Origin of the sequence: Pseudomonas sp. B1-22 (assembly GCF_050474425.1) — a bacterium.
Taxonomy (GTDB): Bacteria; Pseudomonadota; Gammaproteobacteria; order Pseudomonadales; family Pseudomonadaceae; genus Pseudomonas.
On sequence record NZ_JBCHVH010000003.1, the window covers coordinates 685,567 to 704,929 of the forward strand.

Consider the following 19,363-nt stretch of genomic DNA (forward strand, 5'->3'; position numbering starts at 1 on the left):
GCTCTCCTTAAATCTGTCCGAGTAAGGTCTTGGCCCAGGCCAGCGCCGCGTCGCCGGGCAGTTCACCGCTGGAGGCGTCGTGCTGGCCGTGCTCTCCGACCGCCACCGCCCCCCGATCTACCAGTGCCTCGGCAATGATCCGGCTGCCACGGTTGAAGGTTTCGTAGAAGCTGTCGCCCAGGCCGAAGGTCGCGAAGCGCAGGCCCGCGAGGTCAGGCTGTTGCGCGAGCAGCGCAGCGTGGAACGGTTGCGCGCTGTTGGGCAGTTCGCCATCGCCGTAGGTGGAGCAGACGATCACGAGGAAATCGCCTACATCCAGGTCGGCAGGGGTGAACGCGGCCATGTCCCGGACCTGAGTGGGATAGTCGGAGCCGAAAGCGTCGGCGAGGTCGTCGGCGACCATCTCGGCGTTGCCGGTCTCGGTGCCGAAGAGGATGAGGATGTTCATGCGGGGTTCTCCTGGGGGCTGCGGGCGATGGCGAGCATGCCGGCGCGGTCGGTGATCTTGCGGCGCGCACGTCCGGGGGCGGCGGCCTGAGTTTCGGCCTGGTCGATACGTCGCCAGTCGGCGTAACTCACGCATCGGGCTCGCAGCCCGGCCGGCAGGCCGGCGAGACCGGGGCGGCCGTTGCGCGGCGCGTCCTGCTGGTCGGCGAACATCGCCTCGGCGACCAGGCGGGCGTCCTGGCGGTTCTCCGGAATGGTTCCGCGCGGGCCGCGGCGCAGCCAGCCGGCGCAGTACAGGCCGGCGTCCAGGCGACCATGTTCGAGATCGGCGCTGGCGCCGAGCAGGGCATCGCGGCGCAGGCTGGCGCCGGCGGCTTCCTCAAATCCGATGGCGCTGATCACGCTGTCCAGCTCCAGGCGCAGTTTGCGACCATCGGCGTGGCGCAGTTCCAGCGCTTCGACGCGGTCGGCGCCGAGAATGGCCTGAGGTGTCCAGCCGAAGTGGAAGACCAGCTCGCGGCCATGGGCCGGCGGCTCCTGGGCTGCCAGTACGCGCAGTACTTCCAGGCGCGCCTGTTCAGCAGTGTCGGCGCACTGATAGCGCTCCGGAGGCAGGTCCTCGACGCGGATGCGCACCTGTGCCAGCTTGCCCAACTCGCGCAGCATCACCGGATCGAAGCGGGCCTGCACGGCGGGTGAGCGGCCGACCACGTCAATACGCTCGACGCCTTCGGCCAGTAGAGCCTGCAACGGCGCGTCGGCGATGTCCGAGCCGGTAAAGTCTTCCGCCGACTTGGCCAGCAGGCGCAGCACATCGACCGCCACGTTGCCGTTGCCGATCACCGCCACGCGGCGTCCGAATGCCGGCGCGAAGCCATGCTCGTCGGGGTGGCCATTGAACAGGCGGGTGACGCGGCCGGAACCGTACACGCCGGCCAGCTCGTCGCCGGGAATGCCCAGGCGACGGTCGCCGTACAGGCCGGTGGCGAGTACCACCAGGTCGAAGGCTTCGCGCAATTGTTCCAGGGACAGGTCGCGGCCGATTTCCAGATTACCGAGGAACTCCACGCCCTCGCGCTCGAACAGGCGCTCGAACTGGCGGCACACCGCTTTGGTGCCCTGGTGGTCCGGCGCTACGCCGTAGCGCACCAGGCCGAAGGGGGCTGGCAGGCGCTCGATCACCACGATCTGCGCCTGCGACCAATGCTTGCGCAGGGCCTGGGCCAGGTAGCAGGCCGAGGGCCCGCTACCGACGATGGCTACGCTGGGCGTGGTCATTTCGTGCGTACCGCGTCGAAACGGATCGGCAGGCGGGTGGCGCCGGTGTTGCCGCTGTCCGGCAGCCACTCGGCTTCGCCGTTGGGGGCCGGGTTCTTCAATTGCTGGGCGAGCAGCGCCAGGGCGGCAGTCATGTCGCCACGGGCGATGAAGTGACCGATGCAGTGGTGCGCGCCGGCGCCGAAGCCGAAGTGCGGCAGGCGCTTGGCGGTGATGTCGAAGCTGGCGTCCTCGAAGGCGTGCGGATCGCTGCCGGCGGATTGGCTGAACAGGTGCAGCGTGGTGCCCTTGGCGATATTCAGCCCCTGGTATTCGAAGTCCTCCAGTGCCTCACGGGTGACCCAGGTGACGGTCGGCCGTACGCGCATCACTTCTTCCACGGCGGCGCGAGCCAGCTCCGGGTCGTTGCCCAGCAGCTCCCACTGCCGGGGATGCTGCAGGAAGGTGTCCATCGCCAGGCTCAGCTGGTTCCTGGTGGTATCGATGCCGCCGAAGATCGCCAGGACGATCATGTCGTACAGCTCCTGGTCGCTGAGGGCGTTCTTATCCTCTTCGTTGGCTCGCACCAGGCTGCTGAGGAAGTCCTCGCCCAGGCCGTTGCGCTTGAGCGCTTCCACCGCCTGGCGGGCATAGACGAACAGCTTGTCGGTGGCGGCGTTGATCCGCGCTTCGTCGCGCTTGAATGTCACGCCCAGGGCCAGGCCCATTTCCACGGCGAGATCAGCGAGACCTTTCCATTCGCTGATCGGCAGGCCGAGCAGCAGGCAGATGACCTGGGTTGCATAGGGCTCGGCGAACTCGCTGACGAACTCGCATTCGCCGCGCTCGGCGAACTGTGCGATCAGGTCACCGGCCAGGCGCTGGAAGTCCGGCATCATCTGCTTGACCAGCTTCGGCGCGAAGGCCGGATTGGCCAGGCGGCGCAGCCGGGAATGGTCGGCGCCCTCCTTGCTCAACAGCATGCGCATCCACCAGTCGGCGAAGCTGCCGGTGGCGTTGTTGTGCGCCGGCCAGGCATAGCTGCCCTGGCGCAGGCGCTGGTCGCGCAGCAGTTTGTTCACCTCGTCGTAGCGCAGCACGGCGAGGCCGTAAGGGGTGCGCGCGAACCAGCTGCGCTCGCGAGCCTCGCGCACCGCGGCGGAGCGGATGGAGAAGTTCGGGTCGGCCACGTCCAGGTAAGGAGCGTCATCGAGGCGGATGGGGGCACTGGTGGTCATTCGGGACACCTCCGGTCTTGCGCTGCCGCCGTTGGACGGCGCGTTCGTTGTTGTTGTGATCGGCACCAGGCGATGCCGCCTCCCTCCGTTGTGAGGGGAATGGAATTTAATTTAAAATATGGTTTTATAGTTTTCAACAGGATTTTTTCACATTCCCAGCGCTTCCCGGCACATGAGCGGCGGGGAGAAGTGGGGGAGCCCCCGTATTCATGCGCTTTCGCGGAGTTTCGCTGGGTCGATTAAAAATCTGTTTTGAAATCTTTAAGGAGGGAAACCATGAAAGCATCTCGAGCCATTGCCGTACTTCACGACGCCGGGGATGTTGCCGGCTGCCTGCCGCTGTTGTTTGCCGAGCAGGGCATTGACCTGGAATTGCGGAGTGTGGATGCCGGCCTGCCGGAGCCGGCGAGCCTGGATCTGCTGCTGGTGCTGGGCAGTCCGGAGTCGGCTTACGACCATCGGGTGCCCTGGCTGGCTGGTGAGCTGGCCTGGCTGAGGGCGGTGCAGGCGCGTGGCGTGCCGACCCTGGGCATCTGCTTCGGCAGCCAATTGCTGGCGCGTACGCTGGGCGGCGAGGTGTATCGCAACCGTGAGGCGGAAATCGGCTGGACCACCCTCGATACCTTGCAGGACGACTGGGTTCTGAAAGGCCCCTGGCTGAACTTTCACTTCGACGCTTTCACTCCGCCACCGGGCGCCACTTTGCTGGGACGCACCGAGTTAGCCGCGCAGGCCTACCGCCACGGCCGTAGTCTGGGTGTGCAGTTCCACCCGGAAATCGACACGGCGATGTTCGATACCTGGATTGCCTACTGGCGGCGCAGCGAGGAGGGGCGACGGTTCATGAGCGAGGCGGGCGACCTGCCGGAGCGCATCCGTGCGGAAATCGCCGAGCGCGAGGCTGCCAACCGGGACAACTGCCGGTTGCTGCTGGAGGACTTCCTCGCGTGGCTGTAGGTGCGGGGTAGCTCTATTGACTGGGGGCGAGGCTGCTGAAAATCAGAGGAGGAGAATACTTCTCCTCTGAGATCCGGCTGCGGAATCGGGACGACGTGCGGCGTACAACCGCGAACGATTGTACGCCGTCTGGATGGCGGCTCTGCCCTTGCGGATCAGAGCTTGATCCAGGTTGCCTTCAGTTCGGTGTACTTGTCGAAGGCGTGCAGCGACTTGTCGCGACCGTTGCCCGACTGCTTGAAGCCGCCGAAGGGCGCGGTCATGTCGCCGCCGTCGTACATGTTCACCCACACACTGCCAGCACGCAGGGCGCGGGCGGTGAGGTGGGCCTTGGAGATGTCGCTGGTCCAGACGGCCGCAGCCAGACCGTACGGAGTGTCGTTGGCGATGCGCACGGCCTCCTCGGCATCCTCGAATTCGATGACCGAGAGCACCGGACCGAAGATTTCCTCGCGGGCGATCTTCATGGCATTGCTCACGCCGTCGAACAGGGTCGGCTCGACGTAGGTGCCGCCGGTTTCTTCCAGCACGCGCTTGCCGCCGGTGAGAATCTTTGCGCCTTCGTCCTGGCCGGCCTGGATGTAGCCCAGCACCTGCTCCAGTTGGCGGCCGTCGACCAGGGCGCCGACGTTGGTGTCCGGGTCCAGCGGGTGGCCCGCCTTCCAGCCTTTGAGCGCCTCGACCACCAGCGGCACGAACTTCGCCTTGATCGACTTCTGCACCAGCAGGCGTGAGCCGGCGGTGCACACTTCGCCCTGGTTGAAGGCGATGGCAGCGGCAGCGGACTCGGCGGCGGCCTGCAGGTCCGGGGCATCCTCGAAGACGATGTTCGGGCTCTTGCCGCCGGCTTCCAGCCAGACACGTTTCATGTTCGATTCGCCGGCGTAGACCATCAGCTGCTTGGCGATCTTGGTGGAGCCGGTGAACACCACGGTGTCCACATCCATGTGCAGCGACAGGGCCTTGCCGACGGTATGGCCATAACCCGGCAGCACGTTCAGCACGCCGGCCGGCAGGCCCGCGTCGATGGCCAGCTGGGCGATGCGGATGGCGGTCAGTGGCGAACGCTCCGACGGCTTGAGAATCACCGAGTTGCCGGTGGCCAGCGCCGGGCCGAGTTTCCATGCAGCCATCATCAGCGGGAAGTTCCACGGCACGATGGCGGCGACCACGCCGACCGGTTCGCGGGTGACCAGGCCGAGCTGGTCATGGGAGGTAGCGGCCACTTCGTCGTAGACCTTGTCGATGGCCTCGCCGCTCCAGCGGATGGAGTCGGCGGCGCCCGGCAGGTCGACATTCAGCGAGTCGCCGATGGGCTTGCCCATGTCCAGGGTTTCCAGCAACGCCAGCTCCTCGGCGTGCTCTTCCAGCAGCGCGGCGAAACGGATCATCACGGCCTTGCGTGCGGCCGGCGCTTGCCGCGACCAGACGCCGGAATCGAAGGCGGCGCGTGCGCTCTGCACGGCACGTTCGGCGTCGGCGGCGTCGCAGCTGGCGACCTTGGCCAGCAGGCGGCCGTCTACCGGGCTGATGCAATCGAAGGTGTCGCCGGAGGCGGCGGCAAGGTACTCGCCCTGGATAAAGGCGCGGCCTTCGATCTTCAGGGTTTTGGCGCGGGCTTCCCATTCGGCGCGCGTTGGCTGGCTCATCGGTATTGCTCCTCGTTCTTGCTGTTGTTGGGGACGGTGAAATGACCGTCTCGGGCAAATACCTATGGAAAAATATCTTAATGAGTCGAGGTTGCCAATAGCGACCGCCGGATCCCTGGTTAGGGGGGGATTTTCCGGAGAAATCACTGTTATGAGCTCGGAAATCAGCAATAAAAGTATAAATTCATAGTTTTATCGGTGCGCCGCCGGTTTGCAGGGGCTGCATCTTTTCCGCGCACGCAGTGTGCTCAATGATCAATGGCTTCAGGAGTGTCCAGGGCGTTTGTTGAGCCTCATCTCTCCCCTGGGATCAGTGCCGGCCCCATTGACGCTCGAGTTCGCTGCTGAGGACGGCTGGCTGGCACAGGGCTTGCTGCCTTCACGGCGCGCTCATTGCTCATGGCGAAGACGAGCGTGGCGCTACTTGGAACCTCCCCAGCGGGCCCGTCTAGCCCGCGCAACACCACGAACTCGCGAGGCCCCGGTCATGTCCAGCGAACAACCCACGGATGAACTCCAGCGCTGTGCCCAGCGCATCGACGCTTCCATCCGTAACGTTTTCCAGCGCCTCGACGAGCTGGCCGGCGAGGTCGCGGCGATCTGGCGTGAGCTGGCGGAGGAGGGCAAGCGACCGTCGTCGAAGGACCTCGGCGCGCTGCGCCCGCGCATCCAGCATGACCTCACCGATGACGGCACGCGCCTGCACGGCACTGGCGTGGTGATCGAACCGGGCGAACTGGCCGACCAGGACATGTACCTGGAGTGGTGGTACCACGGCCGAGGCGACAAGGTCGTGCCCATGAGTCTGAACTTCAACCGGCGCAGCGAGAACTTCTACAACTACCTGAACATGCCCTGGTTCTCCCGCCCGCGTGCCAGCGGTAAGCCCTCGGTGGTCGGTCCTTTTATCGACCTCTACGGCACGGACCTGTACATCCTTGCCTTCTCCGTGCCGATCCTGGTGGATGGCCGCTTCATTGGCGTCGCCGCAGCCGACATCGCCCTGCATGAATTCGAGAGCGTGCTGCTGGGCAGTCTGATGCGGATGGGCCATGAAGCCCTGGTGGTCAATGGCGAGGGCAGGGTGGTGGCGGCCAATACCGCCAACTGGTTCGCCGGCGACCTCGCTCGCCGCACGCTGGGCCGCGAGGGGCAGGGGCGCGAGCAGGAGCTGGCCGAATCCTTCTCCCACTGGGCCGTGATCGAGCGTCCGCTGACCCGCCGCCTGGCCGGTGCGGCCTGAAGCTGCCAAACGCAGCGCAATTGGCTAGGCTAGGGCGGTTCTTCCATTGACGGATACCGCCATGAGCCAGTCGCCCGACACCCTCTCCGACTTCGAACCGCTCAGCGCAGTGGATGCCCGCGTCCTCGGATGCCTGATCGAAAAGCAGGTCACCACGCCGGAAACCTACCCGCTGACTCTCAATGCCCTGGTCACCGCCTGTAACCAGAAAACCAGCCGCGACCCGGTGATGAGCCTCACGCCTGGCCAGGTCGGCCAGGCGCTGCGCCATCTCGAAGGCCGCGAGATGACCCGTCTGGTCATGGGCAGCCGTGCCGACCGCTGGGAACAGCGGCTGGACAAGGCCCTGGAACTGGTCAAGCCGCAGGTCATCCTGCTCGGCCTGCTGTTCCTGCGTGGCCCCCAGACCCTCAACGAACTGCTCACCCGCAGCCAGCGCATGCATGACTTCGACGACACCGAAGAGGTCCGCCACCAGCTCGAACGCCTCGCCGGCCGCGGCATGGCCGTGCAACTGGAACGCCAGAGCGGCCAGCGCGAAGACCGCTACATGCACCTGCTGGGTACCGAGGAAGACCGTGCGGCCGCCATCGCCGCCAGTGGCAGCCGCGCCTCCAGCGAGCGCAGTGACGGCGGCAGCCATGACGAAGGCCGCCTGGTCGAACTGGAGGCCCGCATCGCCGCCCTCGAGGAGCGGCTGGCCTTGCTGGAACTGGGCGTCGCACGCGACTGAATCAGGCATTTCCCATTGGCCGACCGACTTTGGTCGGCCTGCCGCTCCGCTAATCAAGCGTTAACATCCGGCGTCGATAGTCACCGCCTCACCCGCATTGATCCGGAGTTCACCATGCGTCGTCCCTTCTCCCAGGCCCAGCTGACTGCCGTGCTCAGCCAGCTTTCGGATGCCGATTTCAAATCCGTGAACGACCTTGTCGGGCAACGCGAAAGCAATCTCCTCGCCATCCGTGAATTGTTCCACCGAGGGTTGATCAAGGGTGTGCTGATCGACGACCCGTTCGGTGCCAGAGATGAAAATGGCCCGCTGCTCTGCAACGCCGAGCGGCTGCGACTGTGCAAGCCTTGTGTGGAAACGGTGCTCGAGGCGCAGGGCGAGCAACTGATGCCGCGACTGGGATTTCTGACGCTCTAGGAAAATAGCGGGCAAGAAAAAAGGCGCTGAGCTTGGGGCTCAGCGCCTTTTTCTTTGGGTTTGGTGGAACCGGGGGATTTGAACCCGTTTTAGGGTACGGTCATTGTTGGTCATTTTTGGCTAATACCACTGAAGCCGGGGAGTTCAGCTGGGCCATTCTGGGCATTGGTGGCAAGTATCGGTAAGTGATTTCGACACTTTTTCGACAGTGGCTGGCGAAGGTGGATGAATGGTGGCACATTAATGGTGCATCCGGATTGTGCTAGGAAGGTACAGAAGGAAGAGTCGGCACTGGCGGAGCAAAAAAAGCAGCCTTTCGATATCAAGGAATTGATATGCCTAACTTTATTGTTAATCAAACCCCCCAAGCTAATGGCGATCACGAGGTTCACAATACCACCACAGGGTGTACCTATATGCCAAAGCAGGAAAACTGTATTTTCTTGGGAACCTTTTCAAGCTGCCATGAAGCGGTAGCATCTGCGAAGGTTAGATGGCCTCAGGCAAGAATCAATGGCTGTTATTATTGCAGCTATTCCTGTCACACTAGTTGATTTTTCTGGGGCGGCCTCCGAACCTCAGGCCGCCCATATTTCAAACTAATGCTTCGAGAAAAACTTGAAAACTTTTAGAGGTATTTAGTTGGGGGTCCATTTTTGCAGAGACTTCTCTGGCGAATTCCGCCTTCCTTAGTCCTGTCTTAAAATAACCGACTCCCTTTAGTACGCGCTCCATCGCCTCCCAAGTTCCTCCTTTGATTGCATCTGGGTCTCGGAATCCTGCTCTTTTGGGGATATCAACAGAAACTTTTGGGTAGGCAGCTTTTACTGCTTGCCAATCCCCGAAAAACCATGCCTCCAGCTCCTCGATGGCGATTCTGTTTACAATCTTAAATGGTGCGTTTGGCGCTGCTGCTGTCTTGGATACTAGGCCGGCTTGAGTAGAAGTATTCTCAAGCTGCTGCTTCAATCTAATACAGTTGTCGTCATCGCGATCAACAAGTACGACAATTCTCCAGTTGTCTGGTATCCAAGACGCATAAGCTCTTAGTCTTCCCTGAAGTTGCTTTAATAAGTCATCTTTGCATTGAAATCTTATTATTTCGAAGTCGATATCTTCGATAACTTTAGGGAGTAATTCTGTTAATGTGACTTCCATCGAGTACTCCTCGATAAGAAAAATAATCTTTTCAATCATTATTTTTCCTTTTTCGAGGAGGTTTGGGGGCGCCATGATTAGTTAGAGGGTCTCCCATTCCAAAGGAACCCTCGATCCACAAATAACCTAGAGATGCGCCGTTCTTTAAAGATTCTTTTACACCCTGGATGTCGCTAGCCCGGACTGCTTGAGTGAAGCCCTCTTCATCACGATAGAGAATCCTAACTTCTTCTGGCCTCATTGCATTCAAAAGGAATGGCGAGTGCGTGGTTATTAAAAGCTGAGACCGTTCCGCAGAAGCTCGGCATTCCTCCGCTAGCTCAGGAAGTAATCTTGGATGAAGAAAGTTCTCCGGCTCTTCAATTCCTATAAATTTTGGCGGTTCTGGATCATAAAGAACCGTCAAATAGGCAAGCATCTTAAGTGTTCCATCTGATGCGTACTTCGAAAGAACCGGCCTGTCGAATGGTGCATCTTTAATTTGAAGAAGCAAGCGGCCATCTGGCATGGGGTCTGCTTCAACCCGTTCTAGTCGAGGGATTCTCTTTTGTAATACAGAAAATATTTCCTCCAAACGCTTCGGATGTTGCTCTTTAAGATATTGAACAACATTTGGGAGATTTTCTCCGCCCTTGCTTAACCTTTCCTGTGGGCCGGCCTCTGGTTGGTTTCTGGTCTGATCAATTGAAAGATAAGAAACGTACCAGTCTGTTATAAATTCTCGTAAAGCAGCGACACGAGGGTGTTCTGAGAATTGTCCTAGAGTGTTTACTGCGATCAGGTCTGCTGATCGCAGGTTAGTTTGCACCCTTTTATCTGTCTCATCGGGTGCGTCACCGCTAGCGGCTTCACCAACACCACGCGCAAAATTTAAAAAGCGAAATGGTTTGCCCGATTGGCCGCGCCGCCATTGTAACCACTCCTCAACAACTTCAGGGCCGCGTACGCCTTCATCAATAGCAAGGTGATAAGTAATAAGAGGAGCTTTGGGACTTTCGCGATATTTTAAGTCAAAGACAATTGGGCCAGATGCTCCTCTGGTCTTAAGCTCCTTTCCTCTACCCCTCCTATCCCATGCGTAGCGCAAGCCAAACTGGAAACATTCGGAAAGGAAGTTAAAAATATCAAAAACTGTGGATTTGCCGCTGCCATTTGGTCCCAGCAAAACAGTAAGTGGTGTTAAATCGTCTAAGATTACCTTTCGCAATGCGCGATAGTTTTCAACCCGCAGTGATTCGATACGAGGAATACTCGTAGGGCTTCTTGTCGCCATTAACATTGCTCCAGATATTTAAGCACTTAGACCTCTAAGCTTTCCTGTCCTGATTACGGGCATACCAACGCCTAGTTACTTCCTTTGTGATCGCTATCTCGCACTCTGACCTATCAAGTCTCGATTGGCCTCATCGTAGTCAGGGCTCGTTTGCCCAATTTCGGGCATAACTTCACCGGTCGAAAGCCACCATCGGTACTGGGGGTAGACCATTCCGAGGATTTCGATCTCTTCGGCTCCCACTCGGGCACGCCCTCGTTTGATGCTGACCCATCGGTTGTAGTCAGTTTCACCAGCCCGAGTCAGCACACTAAGGTTGCTGCGGCCTATCAATATAAGAGCTCTCTCAGTAATTCTCATCTAATAGATAATTATCATTGTTGAACTATGTACATGAACATAGTTCATGGCTATTGTTTGGTTAGGCCTTGAACATAGTCCAAGGCCATAGTCCTCTATTGACCAGCATAGTGCAGCAAAGGCCATAAATGTGGAAGGAATCAGCCTGTCTCATAAAGACCAATCTAGCTCGCCTCCAGTGATGCCCTGGAGGGAGTTTGCCGACTGGATTCGCATGGGTGACCGCCATGACGTTGTCTGGGGTTGGATTCGCAACGGTTACATCCCTCACGAGAAGGTCGGCAAGCACGTGCTGGTCAATGTCGCGTTGTTCACCAGCTAGCTTATGGAAAAGGAGTTGCCCCTATGAGCGAACACCAATCGAGCCCCGATATTTGCACCATCCCCGCCTTCGCCGAGATGTGCGGCGTGAATATTGAAGAAGCTGAGGAATGGGTGCGTAACGGCACCATCCCCAGCACCACCATGGGGGAAATGCAGGTGGTGAACATGGTCCGCTTCCGAGCTGAGCTGCTCAGTGGCAAAGAGAATTTCGAGGCGGGGGATTACAGCAATGACTAGCAATCGCGTCGCCCTGGATACCGAGAGCGCCCTGACCTATCTGGGCAAAACCGTTCTGGTCGAACTGGTCTGGGAACAAGACCCCGAGCCGCTCTGGTGTCTGCTTCATGTTGTCGGCGTCGTCCTGGCACTCGAAGGCGTCCACAGTGATCCCTACTTCCTTGTCGTCGCGGCCAACGGCGAGGGGCACTACCCGAACGAATTGTTCTGGTCTGACATTCGCACGATCCGGGTGATGCGGCACCGCGACCGGCATGGTTCCGGCAACGTAATGGACCGCATCGCCCACCCTGACGATCCGCGCTCAAGGGCCGCGCTCCCGGCTCGTCGGAACAGCCCCACCGTTCCGGCGAACGGAAGCACGGGTGGACCGAACCCTTGAACGCATGCCCGTCACCAGTCTCGGCCGGTGAGCCTAGGGCAGCTATCCGGGAAGATCCTAAACAACGAACAGGGCTACGTCCGCGCGGTGTTCAATGAGCTGAAAGACTTGAAGCAGATCGAGTACGACAACTCGCTGGCTGAGGCGGCGCTGCTCAAGCTGCAAGAGCGGGAACTGTCGTGGCTCACCACTGAGCAGATCAGCGAGCTGCTGGACTCGATCCGCGACCGCTGCGACAACCCGCATACGGAGCTGGTGACGCTTCTCTGCCTGGCTACGGTGCTCGATGGTCCGAGGCTGAGACGCTTCCCGCTCAACGGCTCCAGGGCAACGTCGTGACCTATGCCGGAACCAAGTCAGGGAAGGTGCGCCACGTGCCGATTCCAACAGAGCTGGCTGACCGGGTGAGGGCGCATTGGCGGATGCATGGTCCGTTCACGTCCTGCATCACATCCTTCCGTCGTGCCCTGGAGCGCACCACGATTCAACTGCCGCAAGGTCAGGCCAGTCATGCTCTTCGGCATACATTCGCCAGCCATTTCATGATGAATGGCGGGAATATACTCACGCTCCAGAAAATCTTGGGCACTCGACGCTGACGATGACCATGCGATACGCACATCTGTCGCCTGATCATCTTCAGGATGCCGTGAGGTTCGGCCCATTGGCCTTTGCTGCTATCTAAAAACCGCACCCAGAATTTTAAGTAGCTGAGTATGAATCAGGTCTTCCGTGAGCTGATCAAGTGGTATCCCTGTACCGCCTCCCGACATTCCTCCGCGACCAGGGACCATGGTGCTTTCGTGTAGCAACACTTTTTGGGTTCCCTTATTGGCGGCAACTGAGAGATGGGGGTACTCGCTGAGCTGACGGTGTTTCCCATCGTTGGGGACGATGAAATAGACCGTGATTGATGGATCAGTAGTGACACCGCGCGAGTCTTGTTTATATGGTTGCGAAGCCACGCGGTAGTCGTAACCATTCTTCTTGACGTGCTCACCCACCGATTCAAAAGCAGGGCGAACTACCTGCTCTGCGTAGCGACCGAACTCCTCAAGAAACTCGAATTGACGGCGGGCAAGCTCGTTCGCTGCGGTGACTTGTTCACGTTTTTTTTCAGCGTGAGCGCTAAAAATAGAGTCCAAGGCGCCTTTCACTTCGTCCTTCATATCGCCTCCGATGCGATAGATAGCGGCCTTTGCGAAGCTACTCGGAGTGGAAGGGATTTGTCCATTGCCCAAGAAGGTTTGCGCGGAGGCCAACCCCATTCGACAATTTGTAGCAGAAACGAAAAAGCCCCTGAAATTCACTAGGAAAATCAGGGGCTTATCGTTTGCGTTTGGTGGAGCCGGGGGGATTTGAACCCCCGTCCGCCAGTTCTCCGCTGTCGGTTCTACATGCTTAGCCATCTCTACTGAGTTAACTCCGCGCCGCCCGAGTGGCAGGGTGCTTGGAGCGAGCTGTATGAGTTTTAGCCGTTACGTCTACAGCGAACTTGGCGGCGATCCTGTTCTATATGACAGACCTAATCGTCGGGTTTACAGGCATCCCCTAGGGTCTGCTAGCGGCACTTAGGCTGCTAGGGCGTAGTTGTCGTCGTTGGCAACTATAAAGTTGTGGCAGCTGATTTACGAGAACTGTCACCTACTCGGCATGCCCCTCGAGTTTTGTTACCGGCGTCGAATCCTAATCGGCCCCAAAACCTTTGAAGGTCGCGACCATTCTACGGGAAAGCCGCCCCAAGGTCCAACCGGGGCGGCGCAAGTCGTTGTCAGGTGAGGAATTTCAGCACGGCCTCGGCCACTGCCTCGGAGGAGGCGGGGTTCTGGCCGGTGATCAGGCCGCGGTCGACTTCCACGTGGCTCTGCCAATCCGGGCCTTTGCTGAAGCGGGCGCCGTTGGCCTTGAGCATGTCCTGGACCAGGAAGGGCACTACGTCGGTGAGCCCCACGGCTTCCTCTTCGCTGTTGGTGAAGCCGGTGACATGCCGGCCCTGCACCAGCGGGCGGCCATCCAGCCCGCGCGGATGGCGGAACACGGCGGGGGCGTGACAGACGGCGGAGACGGGCTTGCCGCTGGAGTGGAAGGACTCGATCAGTGCCACCGAGGTGCGGTCCTCGGCCAGGTCCCACAGCGGGCCGTGGCCGCCGGGGTAGAAGAGGGCGTCGTAGTCGTCGGCGTGCACCTCGCTCAGTTTCACGGTGTTGGCCAGTGCGGCCTGCGCTTCGCTGTCCTGGCGGAAGCGGCGGGTGGCCGGGGTCTGGGCGTCTTCCTCGTCGCTTTTGGGGTCGAGCGGTGGCTGGCCGCCCTTGGGCGAGGCCAGGGTCAGGGTGGCGCCGGCATCCTTGAACACGTAGTAGGGCGCGGCGAACTCCTCGAGCCAGAAGCCGGTTTTCTTGCCGGTGCTGCCGAGCTGGTCGTGGGAGGTCAGGACTACCAGGATTTTCATGCTCACTCCTTCGGCGTATCGCTGTGACAAGGGGCTGCCGCAGCAACGGCAGCCCTGACTGGTCAGTGTAGGCGGTGCGCCGCGCTCGTCAGCGTGACAGGGTGATGCCCAGATAGGCGGCGTACAGCACGCCGTTGAGCAGCAGCACCCAGATCGGAAGCCCATCGCGCTGGGCATTGAGGCGCAGCCAGAGGGCGGCGCCGAGGGTGACCAGCACGCCGGTGAGGACTTCGGTGCGTGGTTGCCAGGGGGTGAGCAGGATGCCGATGGCGGGCAGCAGGGTGCCCTGGAACACCATGGCGCCGCTGATGTTGCCGAACGCCAGGGTGTCCTTGCCGCGGCGGACCCAGAGGATGCTGTTGATCTTTTCCGGCAGCTCCGTGGCGATCGGGATGATCAGCAGCGACAGCAGCAGCGCGGAAACGCCCAGCAGATGCGAGAGCCCTTCGACGCCGTGGATGAAGCCCTTGGCGCCCAGCACCAGCAAACCCAGGCCCAGCAGCAGCTGCAACAGGATGGTTGCCAGGTTGGTTGGCAGGCCGATGCGCGACAGGTACATGTGGTGGTCGGCCTCGGTGCCGTGGCCGTTCTCCACCAGCTCCTGCGAAGCGCGCAGCGTGAGGGTGATGTAGGCGACGTAGGTGAACACCAGCAGCAGGCTCAGGCCGAGGCGTACCGTCAGGTATTCCACCGGCACGAACATGGCGACGGTGGCGAGGCTGAAGGCGATCAGGAAGAAATTCAGGTCGCGCTTGAGGCCCGTACGCTCAGGGCGTACACGCCCGGTCAGGCCGCGTGCGCGCAGGGCGAAGCAGGCCATCAGGCAGGTGGACAGGGTCGACAGCATCAACGGCGCACCGAGGATGGCGCCCACGCCGACTTCCTGGTTGAGGTTGGCGTTACTGGTGCCGGCGAACAGTGCCAGCAGGGGAATCAGGGTTTCCGGCAGGGCCGTACCGATGGCGGCGAACAGCGAGCCGGTGACGCCTTCGGAGATGCCCAGGCGTTCGCCCAAATGCTCCAGCGCGTTGGTGAAGACTTCGGCGGCAACCAGAATCACCAGCAGCATGCCGAGCAATTCGAGGATGAAGGTCAGCATGTGTGGGGCCCCAGGTGGATGGAGCGAGGGATGGGCGGGTGCATCACGGTGAAAACTCCTGGCCGGTTCGATACCCATGACCACGCGCTCCCCGGCCCTTCGGAGGCTGCGTGGTCAAAGGTCTTGCCAGGCGATGTATTGCTGGCGACGCCATGGCTTGAAATCTGTCTACGATCTGCTGCGCATCGGCAGAATGTCGTTGAGACCCGCTGAGAAATGCTCATTTACTCTCGTAAACTCCGCTTTCTCAGCAGCTCTCGCCTAGTTCTGCTCTAGCTCGCGAGATCGTCAACGGATCTGGGCCAAGTGTGTTGACGTCGCCCCCGCTCGTGCGAACGGTCGGCTACTCCCCAATGACGCCGCGCATTCTAGCCGATCGCCAGCGTAGCTCAATCCGCCCGGTCACCAGGTGTCGATCAGTGGACGCTTTTTGCCCTGGCGCGGTGCAGGCTTCGGCGTCGACGCCTGGCCGCGCAGCAGCCAGCGGCGGGTGTCGGCCGGGTCGATCACGTCGTCGATCTCCAGATAGCTCGCCATGTTCAGGCCCTTGCCGTTGCGGTAGGCGGCGGCGACCAGCTTGTCGAACAGTGCCTGGCGTTCCTGCGCATCCGGCACGGCGGCCAGTTCCTTGGCGTAGCCGAGGCGGATCGCCCCCTCCAGCCCCATGGCGCCGAACTCGCCGCTGGGCCAGGCCACGGTGAACAGCGCGGCGTGGAAGCTGCCGGCGGCCATGGCCTGGGCGCCCAGGCCGTAGCCCTTGCGCAGGACCACGGTGAAGAAGGGTACGGTCAGGCTGGCAGCGGTGACGAACATGCGCGAGACGTGGCGGACGGTGCCGGTTTTTTCCGCCTCCGGGCCGACCATGAAGCCAGGGGTGTCGCACAGCGAGATGATCGGCAGGTCGAAGGCGTCGCACAGCTGCATGAAGCGCGCGGCCTTGTCGCCGGCCTGGGCGTCGATGGCGCCGCCCAGGTGCATCGGATTGTTGGCGAGCAGCCCGAAGGGCTTGCCTTCGATACGTACCAGCGCGGTGATCATCCCGGCGGCGAAGTGACGGCGCAGTTCCAGCACCGAGCCGCTGTCGGCCAACTGCTCGATGACCTGGCGAATGTCATAGACCCGCAGGCGATTCTCCGGCACCGCGTGGCGCAGCAGGCGCTGGTCGGCGCACTGCCAGTCGGCGGTGTCGCCCTGGAAGTAGGCGAGGTACTGGCGGGCGATGCGGGTGGCTTCGGCTTCGTCCTCCACCAGCACGTCGATCACCCCATTGGCACTTTGCACGTCGCTGGGGCCGACTTCTTCGGGAGCGAATGTGCCCAGGCCGCCGCCTTCGATCATTGCAGGGCCCGCCATCCCCAGGCTGGTATCGCGGGTGGCGATGATCACGTCGCAGCACCCCAGCAGCGCGGCGTTGCCGGCGAAGCAGCGGCCGGAGACCACTCCCACCAGCGGCACCAGCCCTGAGAGCCGGGCCAGGCCGACGAAGCTCATGTTGTCCAGCCCGGCCACGCCGACGAAATCGGTGTCGCCCGGCCGCCCGCCGCCGCCTTCGGCGTAGAGCACCAGCGGGATGCGCCACTGTTCGGCCAGATGCAGCATGCGGTCGGTCTTCTTGTGGTTCATCACGCCCTGGGTGCCGGCGAACACCGTGTAGTCATAGGCCAGCACCAGGCAGCGGGCTTTCTCGTCGCCGAACTGCGCGGCGTTGATGCTGCCCAGGCCGCTGACCAGGCCGTCGGCGGGGCTGCTGGCGATCAGTTCCTCGATACTGCGGCGACGGCGCTGGGCGGCGATGGCCAGCGCGCCGTACTCGATGAAGCTGCCGTCATCGAGCAGGTCGGCAAGGTTCTCGCGGGTGGTGCGCTTGCCGATCCTGTGGCGCTTGGCGACAGCGTCCGGGCGGCGTTCGTCGAGGCCGATGGCGTGGCGTTCGAGGACTTCGGCGAGGTCGGCGCGGATGGCGTCCAGGTCGATGACGGCGGTGTCCTGGCTGTCCTGTGCCTGGATGTCCGCCGGTTCGATGAACAGCAGTGCATTGCCTGCGCCGAGGCTGTCGCCGGGGGTGGCGGCGAGGCTATGGACGATGCCGCTGGCGCTGGCTTTCACCTCGAATTCCATCTTCATCGCCTCGACCACAGCGATGGTCTGGCCCTGCGCGATGGCATCGCCGGGCGCTGTGTTCAGACTGACGAGTACACCTGCGCTGGGTGTGACCAACGGAATGCAACCGACCGGCGCTGAGCTGGTGCGCTGCTCGACCGGAACCTGCCCCGCATTGCTGAAGAAACGGTGTGGATGGGCATGTTCCTGCGCGCCGAGCAGGGCGGGCAGGTGCTCCTCGATGTAGCGGGTGGTCACATGGTTTTCGGCCACTTCTGGCTGGCGCAGCAGGTTGAGCAGCAGCGGGATATTGCTGGCCACACCTTCCAGGCGGAACTCGCAGAGTGCGCGATAGGCGCGCTGCACCAGCTGTGGATATCCACCGTTGCCGTGGACGATCAGCTTGGCCAGCAGCGAGTCGTAGCCGGCACTGTTGCGGTAGCCGGCATAGCCGTAGCCGTCCACCCGCAGGCCGGGCCCGCTGGGCGGTTCGTAGGCGCTGATCCGTCCGCAGGCGAGTTGCGGCGTGCCGTCGCTGGCGAGGCTCTCCAGGTTGATCCGCAGTTGCAGGGCATGGCCACGCGGCGGGGGAATTTCCGCCTGGGTCAGGTTCAGTTCGGCGAGGCTGGCGCCGGCGGCGATGCGCAGCTGCGCCTGCACCAGGTCGATGCCGGTCACCGCTTCGGTGATGGTGTGCTCCACCTGCAGGCGCGGGTTGGCTTCCATGAACACGAAGTCGCCGCTGTCCTCGTCGAGGAGAAACTCGAAAGTACCCAGGCCACGGTAGTTCACCGCCTCGGCGAGGCGCAGCGCGGCGGCGAGGATGGCGCCGCGCAGGCGCGGGTGCAGGTTGGGGCTGGGGGCGATTTCCAGCAGCTTCTGGTTGCGCCGCTGCAACGTGCAGTCGCGCTCCCACAGGTGGCTGACGGTGTGGCCGTCACCGATCATCTGCACTTCGATGTGCCGGGCACGCGGGATCAGGCGCTCGACATAGAGGCGGTCATCGCCGAAGGCGGCGCGGGCCTCTGCCTGGCAGCGGGCATAGGCCTCGGCGATCTCGTCCCTGCTGCGCACCGCACGCATTCCGCGTCCGCCGCCACCGGCCAGGGCCTTGATCATCATTCCGGCGCCGCTGGGCAACTCGCGGAAGAAGCGCTCGGCGTCTTCCAGCGAAGTGGCGCGGTTGCTGCCGGCGGCCAGCGCCACGCCATGCGTGCTGGCCAAGTCGCGAGCGCGGGCTTTGTCGCCGAAACACTCCAGCACCTGGGCCGAGGGGCCGACGAAGGTCAGCCCGGCAGCCTCGCAACGACGGGCGAAGTCGGCATTTTCGGAGAGGAAGCCGTAGCCGGGATGCACGGCATCGCAGCCCTCGGCCAGGGCGATGTCGATGATCTGCTGCTGGTCGAGGTAGGCGCTGGCGCCGCGTCCGCGCAGGGGCTTTGCCTGGTCGGCCTGGCGGGTATGCAGGGAGTCGGCATCGTCCTCGGCGTAGATGGCAAGGGTGCGGATGCCCAGTTCCGCGGCGGCGCGGGCGATGCGAATGGCGATTTCGCCACGGTTGGCGATGAGCAGGTGCGTCAGGGACATGGCGATTCCGCTTGTGATTCTTGTCGGTCGGCAATCGCTACATCTTAAGTAGGCGGCTGGTCGGGGGAACGAACTGCTGGCTCGCGAATGGCGAGAGCTTCGTGGTGCTTATCGGCGCGGTAAGCCCATCGGTGCGGTTGGCATTCGAGAGCGATGGCGGCCGGCCGGTCCAGGCGGCCGGCCGTCGAAGGGCATCAGGACTTGCTGCTCTGCTTGAGCAACTTCAGGGCTTTTTCAGTCTGGGCGATGCAGGCCTTGGTATTACCCGACTGCTGTGACTGGATGGCTTTCTCCTGCAGTCGCATGGCCTGGTCCTGGGTCTGGGCGCTACCGGCATTGGACTGCACGGCAGCATCGATTTTCTGAAGGTTGTCGCTGCACAGGTCGGCGGCGAACGCCGGCGACGCCAGCAAAGCGGCGGTAATGAGCAAGGCGGTACGTTTCATGGCTGTA

General features: G+C 61.9%; 18 protein-coding genes and 1 other RNA gene. 7 read left to right on the forward strand and 12 right to left on the reverse strand.

The features are described from left to right. Positions 1–7: 7 nt before the first annotated feature. The 3 genes from ACQ5BL_RS15100 to ACQ5BL_RS15110 are packed head-to-tail and all read right to left on the reverse strand — an operon-like array spanning position 8 to position 2,942. Positions 8–448, reverse strand: a complete 441-nt coding sequence (locus ACQ5BL_RS15100; RefSeq protein WP_243804573.1) for a flavodoxin domain-containing protein — start codon at positions 446–448, stop codon at positions 8–10. After that, positions 445–1,725, reverse strand: a complete 1,281-nt coding sequence (locus ACQ5BL_RS15105) for an FAD-dependent oxidoreductase (protein ID WP_243804575.1) — start codon at positions 1,723–1,725, stop codon at positions 445–447. Before ACQ5BL_RS15105 ends, ACQ5BL_RS15100 begins: the two co-directional genes overlap by 4 nt. Then, entirely contained in the window at positions 1,722–2,942 is a 1,221-nt protein-coding gene (locus tag ACQ5BL_RS15110; RefSeq protein ID WP_243804577.1) for a cytochrome P450, read from the reverse strand. The genes ACQ5BL_RS15105 and ACQ5BL_RS15110 overlap by 4 nt, the downstream gene beginning before the upstream one ends. Positions 2,943–3,218: 276 nt before the next feature. Between ACQ5BL_RS15110 and ACQ5BL_RS15115 the strand changes: the two genes are divergently transcribed. Beyond that, positions 3,219–3,899 (forward strand): type 1 glutamine amidotransferase, encoded by a 681-nt coding sequence (locus ACQ5BL_RS15115; RefSeq protein ID WP_243804578.1) that lies wholly within the window; start codon positions 3,219–3,221, stop codon positions 3,897–3,899. 155 nt (positions 3,900–4,054) lie between these two features. Here the strand turns inward: ACQ5BL_RS15115 and ACQ5BL_RS15120 are convergent, their stop codons facing one another. Next, the gene (locus tag ACQ5BL_RS15120; protein ID WP_243804579.1) at positions 4,055–5,548 is read right to left on the reverse strand and encodes an aldehyde dehydrogenase; all 1,494 of its coding nucleotides are present in this window, start codon (positions 5,546–5,548) and stop codon (positions 4,055–4,057) included. Positions 5,549–6,035: 487 nt separating this feature from the next. On the opposite strand from ACQ5BL_RS15120, the gene ACQ5BL_RS15125 reads away from it, so the two are divergent. The 3 genes from ACQ5BL_RS15125 to ACQ5BL_RS15135 all read left to right on the forward strand — a co-directional run bounded on the left by ACQ5BL_RS15125 (position 6,036) and on the right by ACQ5BL_RS15135 (position 7,941). Continuing rightward, positions 6,036–6,791: a cache domain-containing protein gene (locus tag ACQ5BL_RS15125; RefSeq protein WP_243804581.1), complete on the forward strand. Its 756-nt coding sequence runs from the start codon at positions 6,036–6,038 to the stop codon at positions 6,789–6,791. 61 nt (positions 6,792–6,852) lie between these two features. Continuing rightward, positions 6,853–7,524, forward strand: coding sequence for a YceH family protein (locus tag ACQ5BL_RS15130; protein WP_243804582.1), 672 nt, complete (start codon positions 6,853–6,855; stop codon positions 7,522–7,524). 114 nt (positions 7,525–7,638) lie between these two features. Further along, entirely contained in the window at positions 7,639–7,941 is a 303-nt protein-coding gene (locus ACQ5BL_RS15135) for a hypothetical protein (protein ID WP_243804583.1), read from the forward strand. Between the two features lie 594 nt (positions 7,942–8,535). Here ACQ5BL_RS15135 and ACQ5BL_RS15140 read toward each other — a convergent pair. Both ACQ5BL_RS15140 and ACQ5BL_RS15145 read right to left on the reverse strand, forming a co-directional pair. After that, positions 8,536–9,138 (reverse strand): DUF4276 family protein, encoded by a 603-nt coding sequence (locus tag ACQ5BL_RS15140; protein WP_243804585.1) that lies wholly within the window; start codon positions 9,136–9,138, stop codon positions 8,536–8,538. After that, positions 9,131–10,372 carry an AAA family ATPase gene (locus ACQ5BL_RS15145; protein ID WP_243804587.1) on the reverse strand — a complete coding sequence of 414 codons (1,242 nt, stop codon included), beginning with the start codon at positions 10,370–10,372 and terminating at the stop codon, positions 9,131–9,133. Before ACQ5BL_RS15145 ends, ACQ5BL_RS15140 begins: the two co-directional genes overlap by 8 nt. A 705-nt stretch (positions 10,373–11,077) precedes the next feature. Between ACQ5BL_RS15145 and ACQ5BL_RS15150 the strand changes: the two genes are divergently transcribed. The 3 genes from ACQ5BL_RS15150 (at position 11,078) to ACQ5BL_RS15160 (ending at position 12,014) form a co-directional block, all read left to right on the forward strand. Beyond that, the gene (locus tag ACQ5BL_RS15150) at positions 11,078–11,293 is read left to right on the forward strand and encodes a hypothetical protein (RefSeq protein ID WP_430293175.1); all 216 of its coding nucleotides are present in this window, start codon (positions 11,078–11,080) and stop codon (positions 11,291–11,293) included. Then, positions 11,286–11,675, forward strand: coding sequence for a hypothetical protein (locus tag ACQ5BL_RS15155; protein ID WP_243804592.1), 390 nt, complete (start codon positions 11,286–11,288; stop codon positions 11,673–11,675). The genes ACQ5BL_RS15150 and ACQ5BL_RS15155 overlap by 8 nt, the downstream gene beginning before the upstream one ends. A 108-nt stretch (positions 11,676–11,783) precedes the next feature. Then, complete coding sequence (locus ACQ5BL_RS15160) at positions 11,784–12,014, forward strand: hypothetical protein (RefSeq protein ID WP_243804594.1); 231 nt, start codon at positions 11,784–11,786, stop codon at positions 12,012–12,014. A 338-nt stretch (positions 12,015–12,352) separates the two neighbouring features. On the opposite strand, the gene ACQ5BL_RS15165 is transcribed toward ACQ5BL_RS15160, so the two are convergent. The 6 genes from ACQ5BL_RS15165 to ACQ5BL_RS15190 form a co-directional block, all read right to left on the reverse strand. Continuing rightward, positions 12,353–12,844, reverse strand: a complete 492-nt coding sequence (locus ACQ5BL_RS15165; RefSeq protein ID WP_243804596.1) for a hypothetical protein — start codon at positions 12,842–12,844, stop codon at positions 12,353–12,355. Positions 12,845–13,015: 171 nt separating this feature from the next. Further along, positions 13,016–13,373, reverse strand: a transfer-messenger RNA (tmRNA) gene (gene ssrA, locus ACQ5BL_RS15170). Between the two features lie 73 nt (positions 13,374–13,446). Further along, positions 13,447–14,124, reverse strand: coding sequence for a type 1 glutamine amidotransferase domain-containing protein (locus ACQ5BL_RS15175; RefSeq protein WP_430293176.1), 678 nt, complete (start codon positions 14,122–14,124; stop codon positions 13,447–13,449). Between the two features lie 88 nt (positions 14,125–14,212). After that, positions 14,213–15,223 carry a sodium:calcium antiporter gene (locus tag ACQ5BL_RS15180; protein WP_243804599.1) on the reverse strand — a complete coding sequence of 337 codons (1,011 nt, stop codon included), beginning with the start codon at positions 15,221–15,223 and terminating at the stop codon, positions 14,213–14,215. Between the two features lie 402 nt (positions 15,224–15,625). Then, positions 15,626–18,910, reverse strand: coding sequence for an acetyl-CoA carboxylase family protein (locus tag ACQ5BL_RS15185; protein WP_243804600.1), 3,285 nt, complete (start codon positions 18,908–18,910; stop codon positions 15,626–15,628). A gap of 194 nt (positions 18,911–19,104) precedes the next feature. Next, positions 19,105–19,356, reverse strand: coding sequence for a hypothetical protein (locus tag ACQ5BL_RS15190; protein WP_243804602.1), 252 nt, complete (start codon positions 19,354–19,356; stop codon positions 19,105–19,107). Between the last annotated feature and the right edge of the window lie 7 nt (positions 19,357–19,363).

Coding starts and splice junctions, on each gene's coding strand:
- ACQ5BL_RS15190 (WP_243804602.1), bottom strand. CDS start 19,356: ATGAAACGTACCGCCTTGCTCATTACCGCCGCTTTGCTGGCGTCGCCG.
- ACQ5BL_RS15185 (WP_243804600.1), bottom strand. CDS start 18,910: ATGTCCCTGACGCACCTGCTCATCGCCAACCGTGGCGAAATCGCCATT.
- ACQ5BL_RS15150 (WP_430293175.1), top strand. CDS start 11,078: ATGAGCGAACACCAATCGAGCCCCGATATTTGCACCATCCCCGCCTTC.
- ACQ5BL_RS15165 (WP_243804596.1), bottom strand. CDS start 12,844: ATGAAGGACGAAGTGAAAGGCGCCTTGGACTCTATTTTTAGCGCTCAC.
- ACQ5BL_RS15130 (WP_243804582.1), top strand. CDS start 6,853: ATGAGCCAGTCGCCCGACACCCTCTCCGACTTCGAACCGCTCAGCGCA.
- ACQ5BL_RS15155 (WP_243804592.1), top strand. CDS start 11,286: ATGACTAGCAATCGCGTCGCCCTGGATACCGAGAGCGCCCTGACCTAT.
- ACQ5BL_RS15135 (WP_243804583.1), top strand. CDS start 7,639: ATGCGTCGTCCCTTCTCCCAGGCCCAGCTGACTGCCGTGCTCAGCCAG.
- ACQ5BL_RS15175 (WP_430293176.1), bottom strand. CDS start 14,124: ATGAAAATCCTGGTAGTCCTGACCTCCCACGACCAGCTCGGCAGCACC.
- ACQ5BL_RS15110 (WP_243804577.1), bottom strand. CDS start 2,942: ATGACCACCAGTGCCCCCATCCGCCTCGATGACGCTCCTTACCTGGAC.
- ACQ5BL_RS15140 (WP_243804585.1), bottom strand. CDS start 9,138: ATGATTGAAAAGATTATTTTTCTTATCGAGGAGTACTCGATGGAAGTC.
- ACQ5BL_RS15105 (WP_243804575.1), bottom strand. CDS start 1,725: ATGACCACGCCCAGCGTAGCCATCGTCGGTAGCGGGCCCTCGGCCTGC.
- ACQ5BL_RS15180 (WP_243804599.1), bottom strand. CDS start 15,223: ATGCTGACCTTCATCCTCGAATTGCTCGGCATGCTGCTGGTGATTCTG.
- ACQ5BL_RS15100 (WP_243804573.1), bottom strand. CDS start 448: ATGAACATCCTCATCCTCTTCGGCACCGAGACCGGCAACGCCGAGATG.
- ACQ5BL_RS15125 (WP_243804581.1), top strand. CDS start 6,036: ATGTCCAGCGAACAACCCACGGATGAACTCCAGCGCTGTGCCCAGCGC.
- ACQ5BL_RS15120 (WP_243804579.1), bottom strand. CDS start 5,548: ATGAGCCAGCCAACGCGCGCCGAATGGGAAGCCCGCGCCAAAACCCTG.
- ACQ5BL_RS15115 (WP_243804578.1), top strand. CDS start 3,219: ATGAAAGCATCTCGAGCCATTGCCGTACTTCACGACGCCGGGGATGTT.
- ACQ5BL_RS15145 (WP_243804587.1), bottom strand. CDS start 10,372: ATGGCGACAAGAAGCCCTACGAGTATTCCTCGTATCGAATCACTGCGG.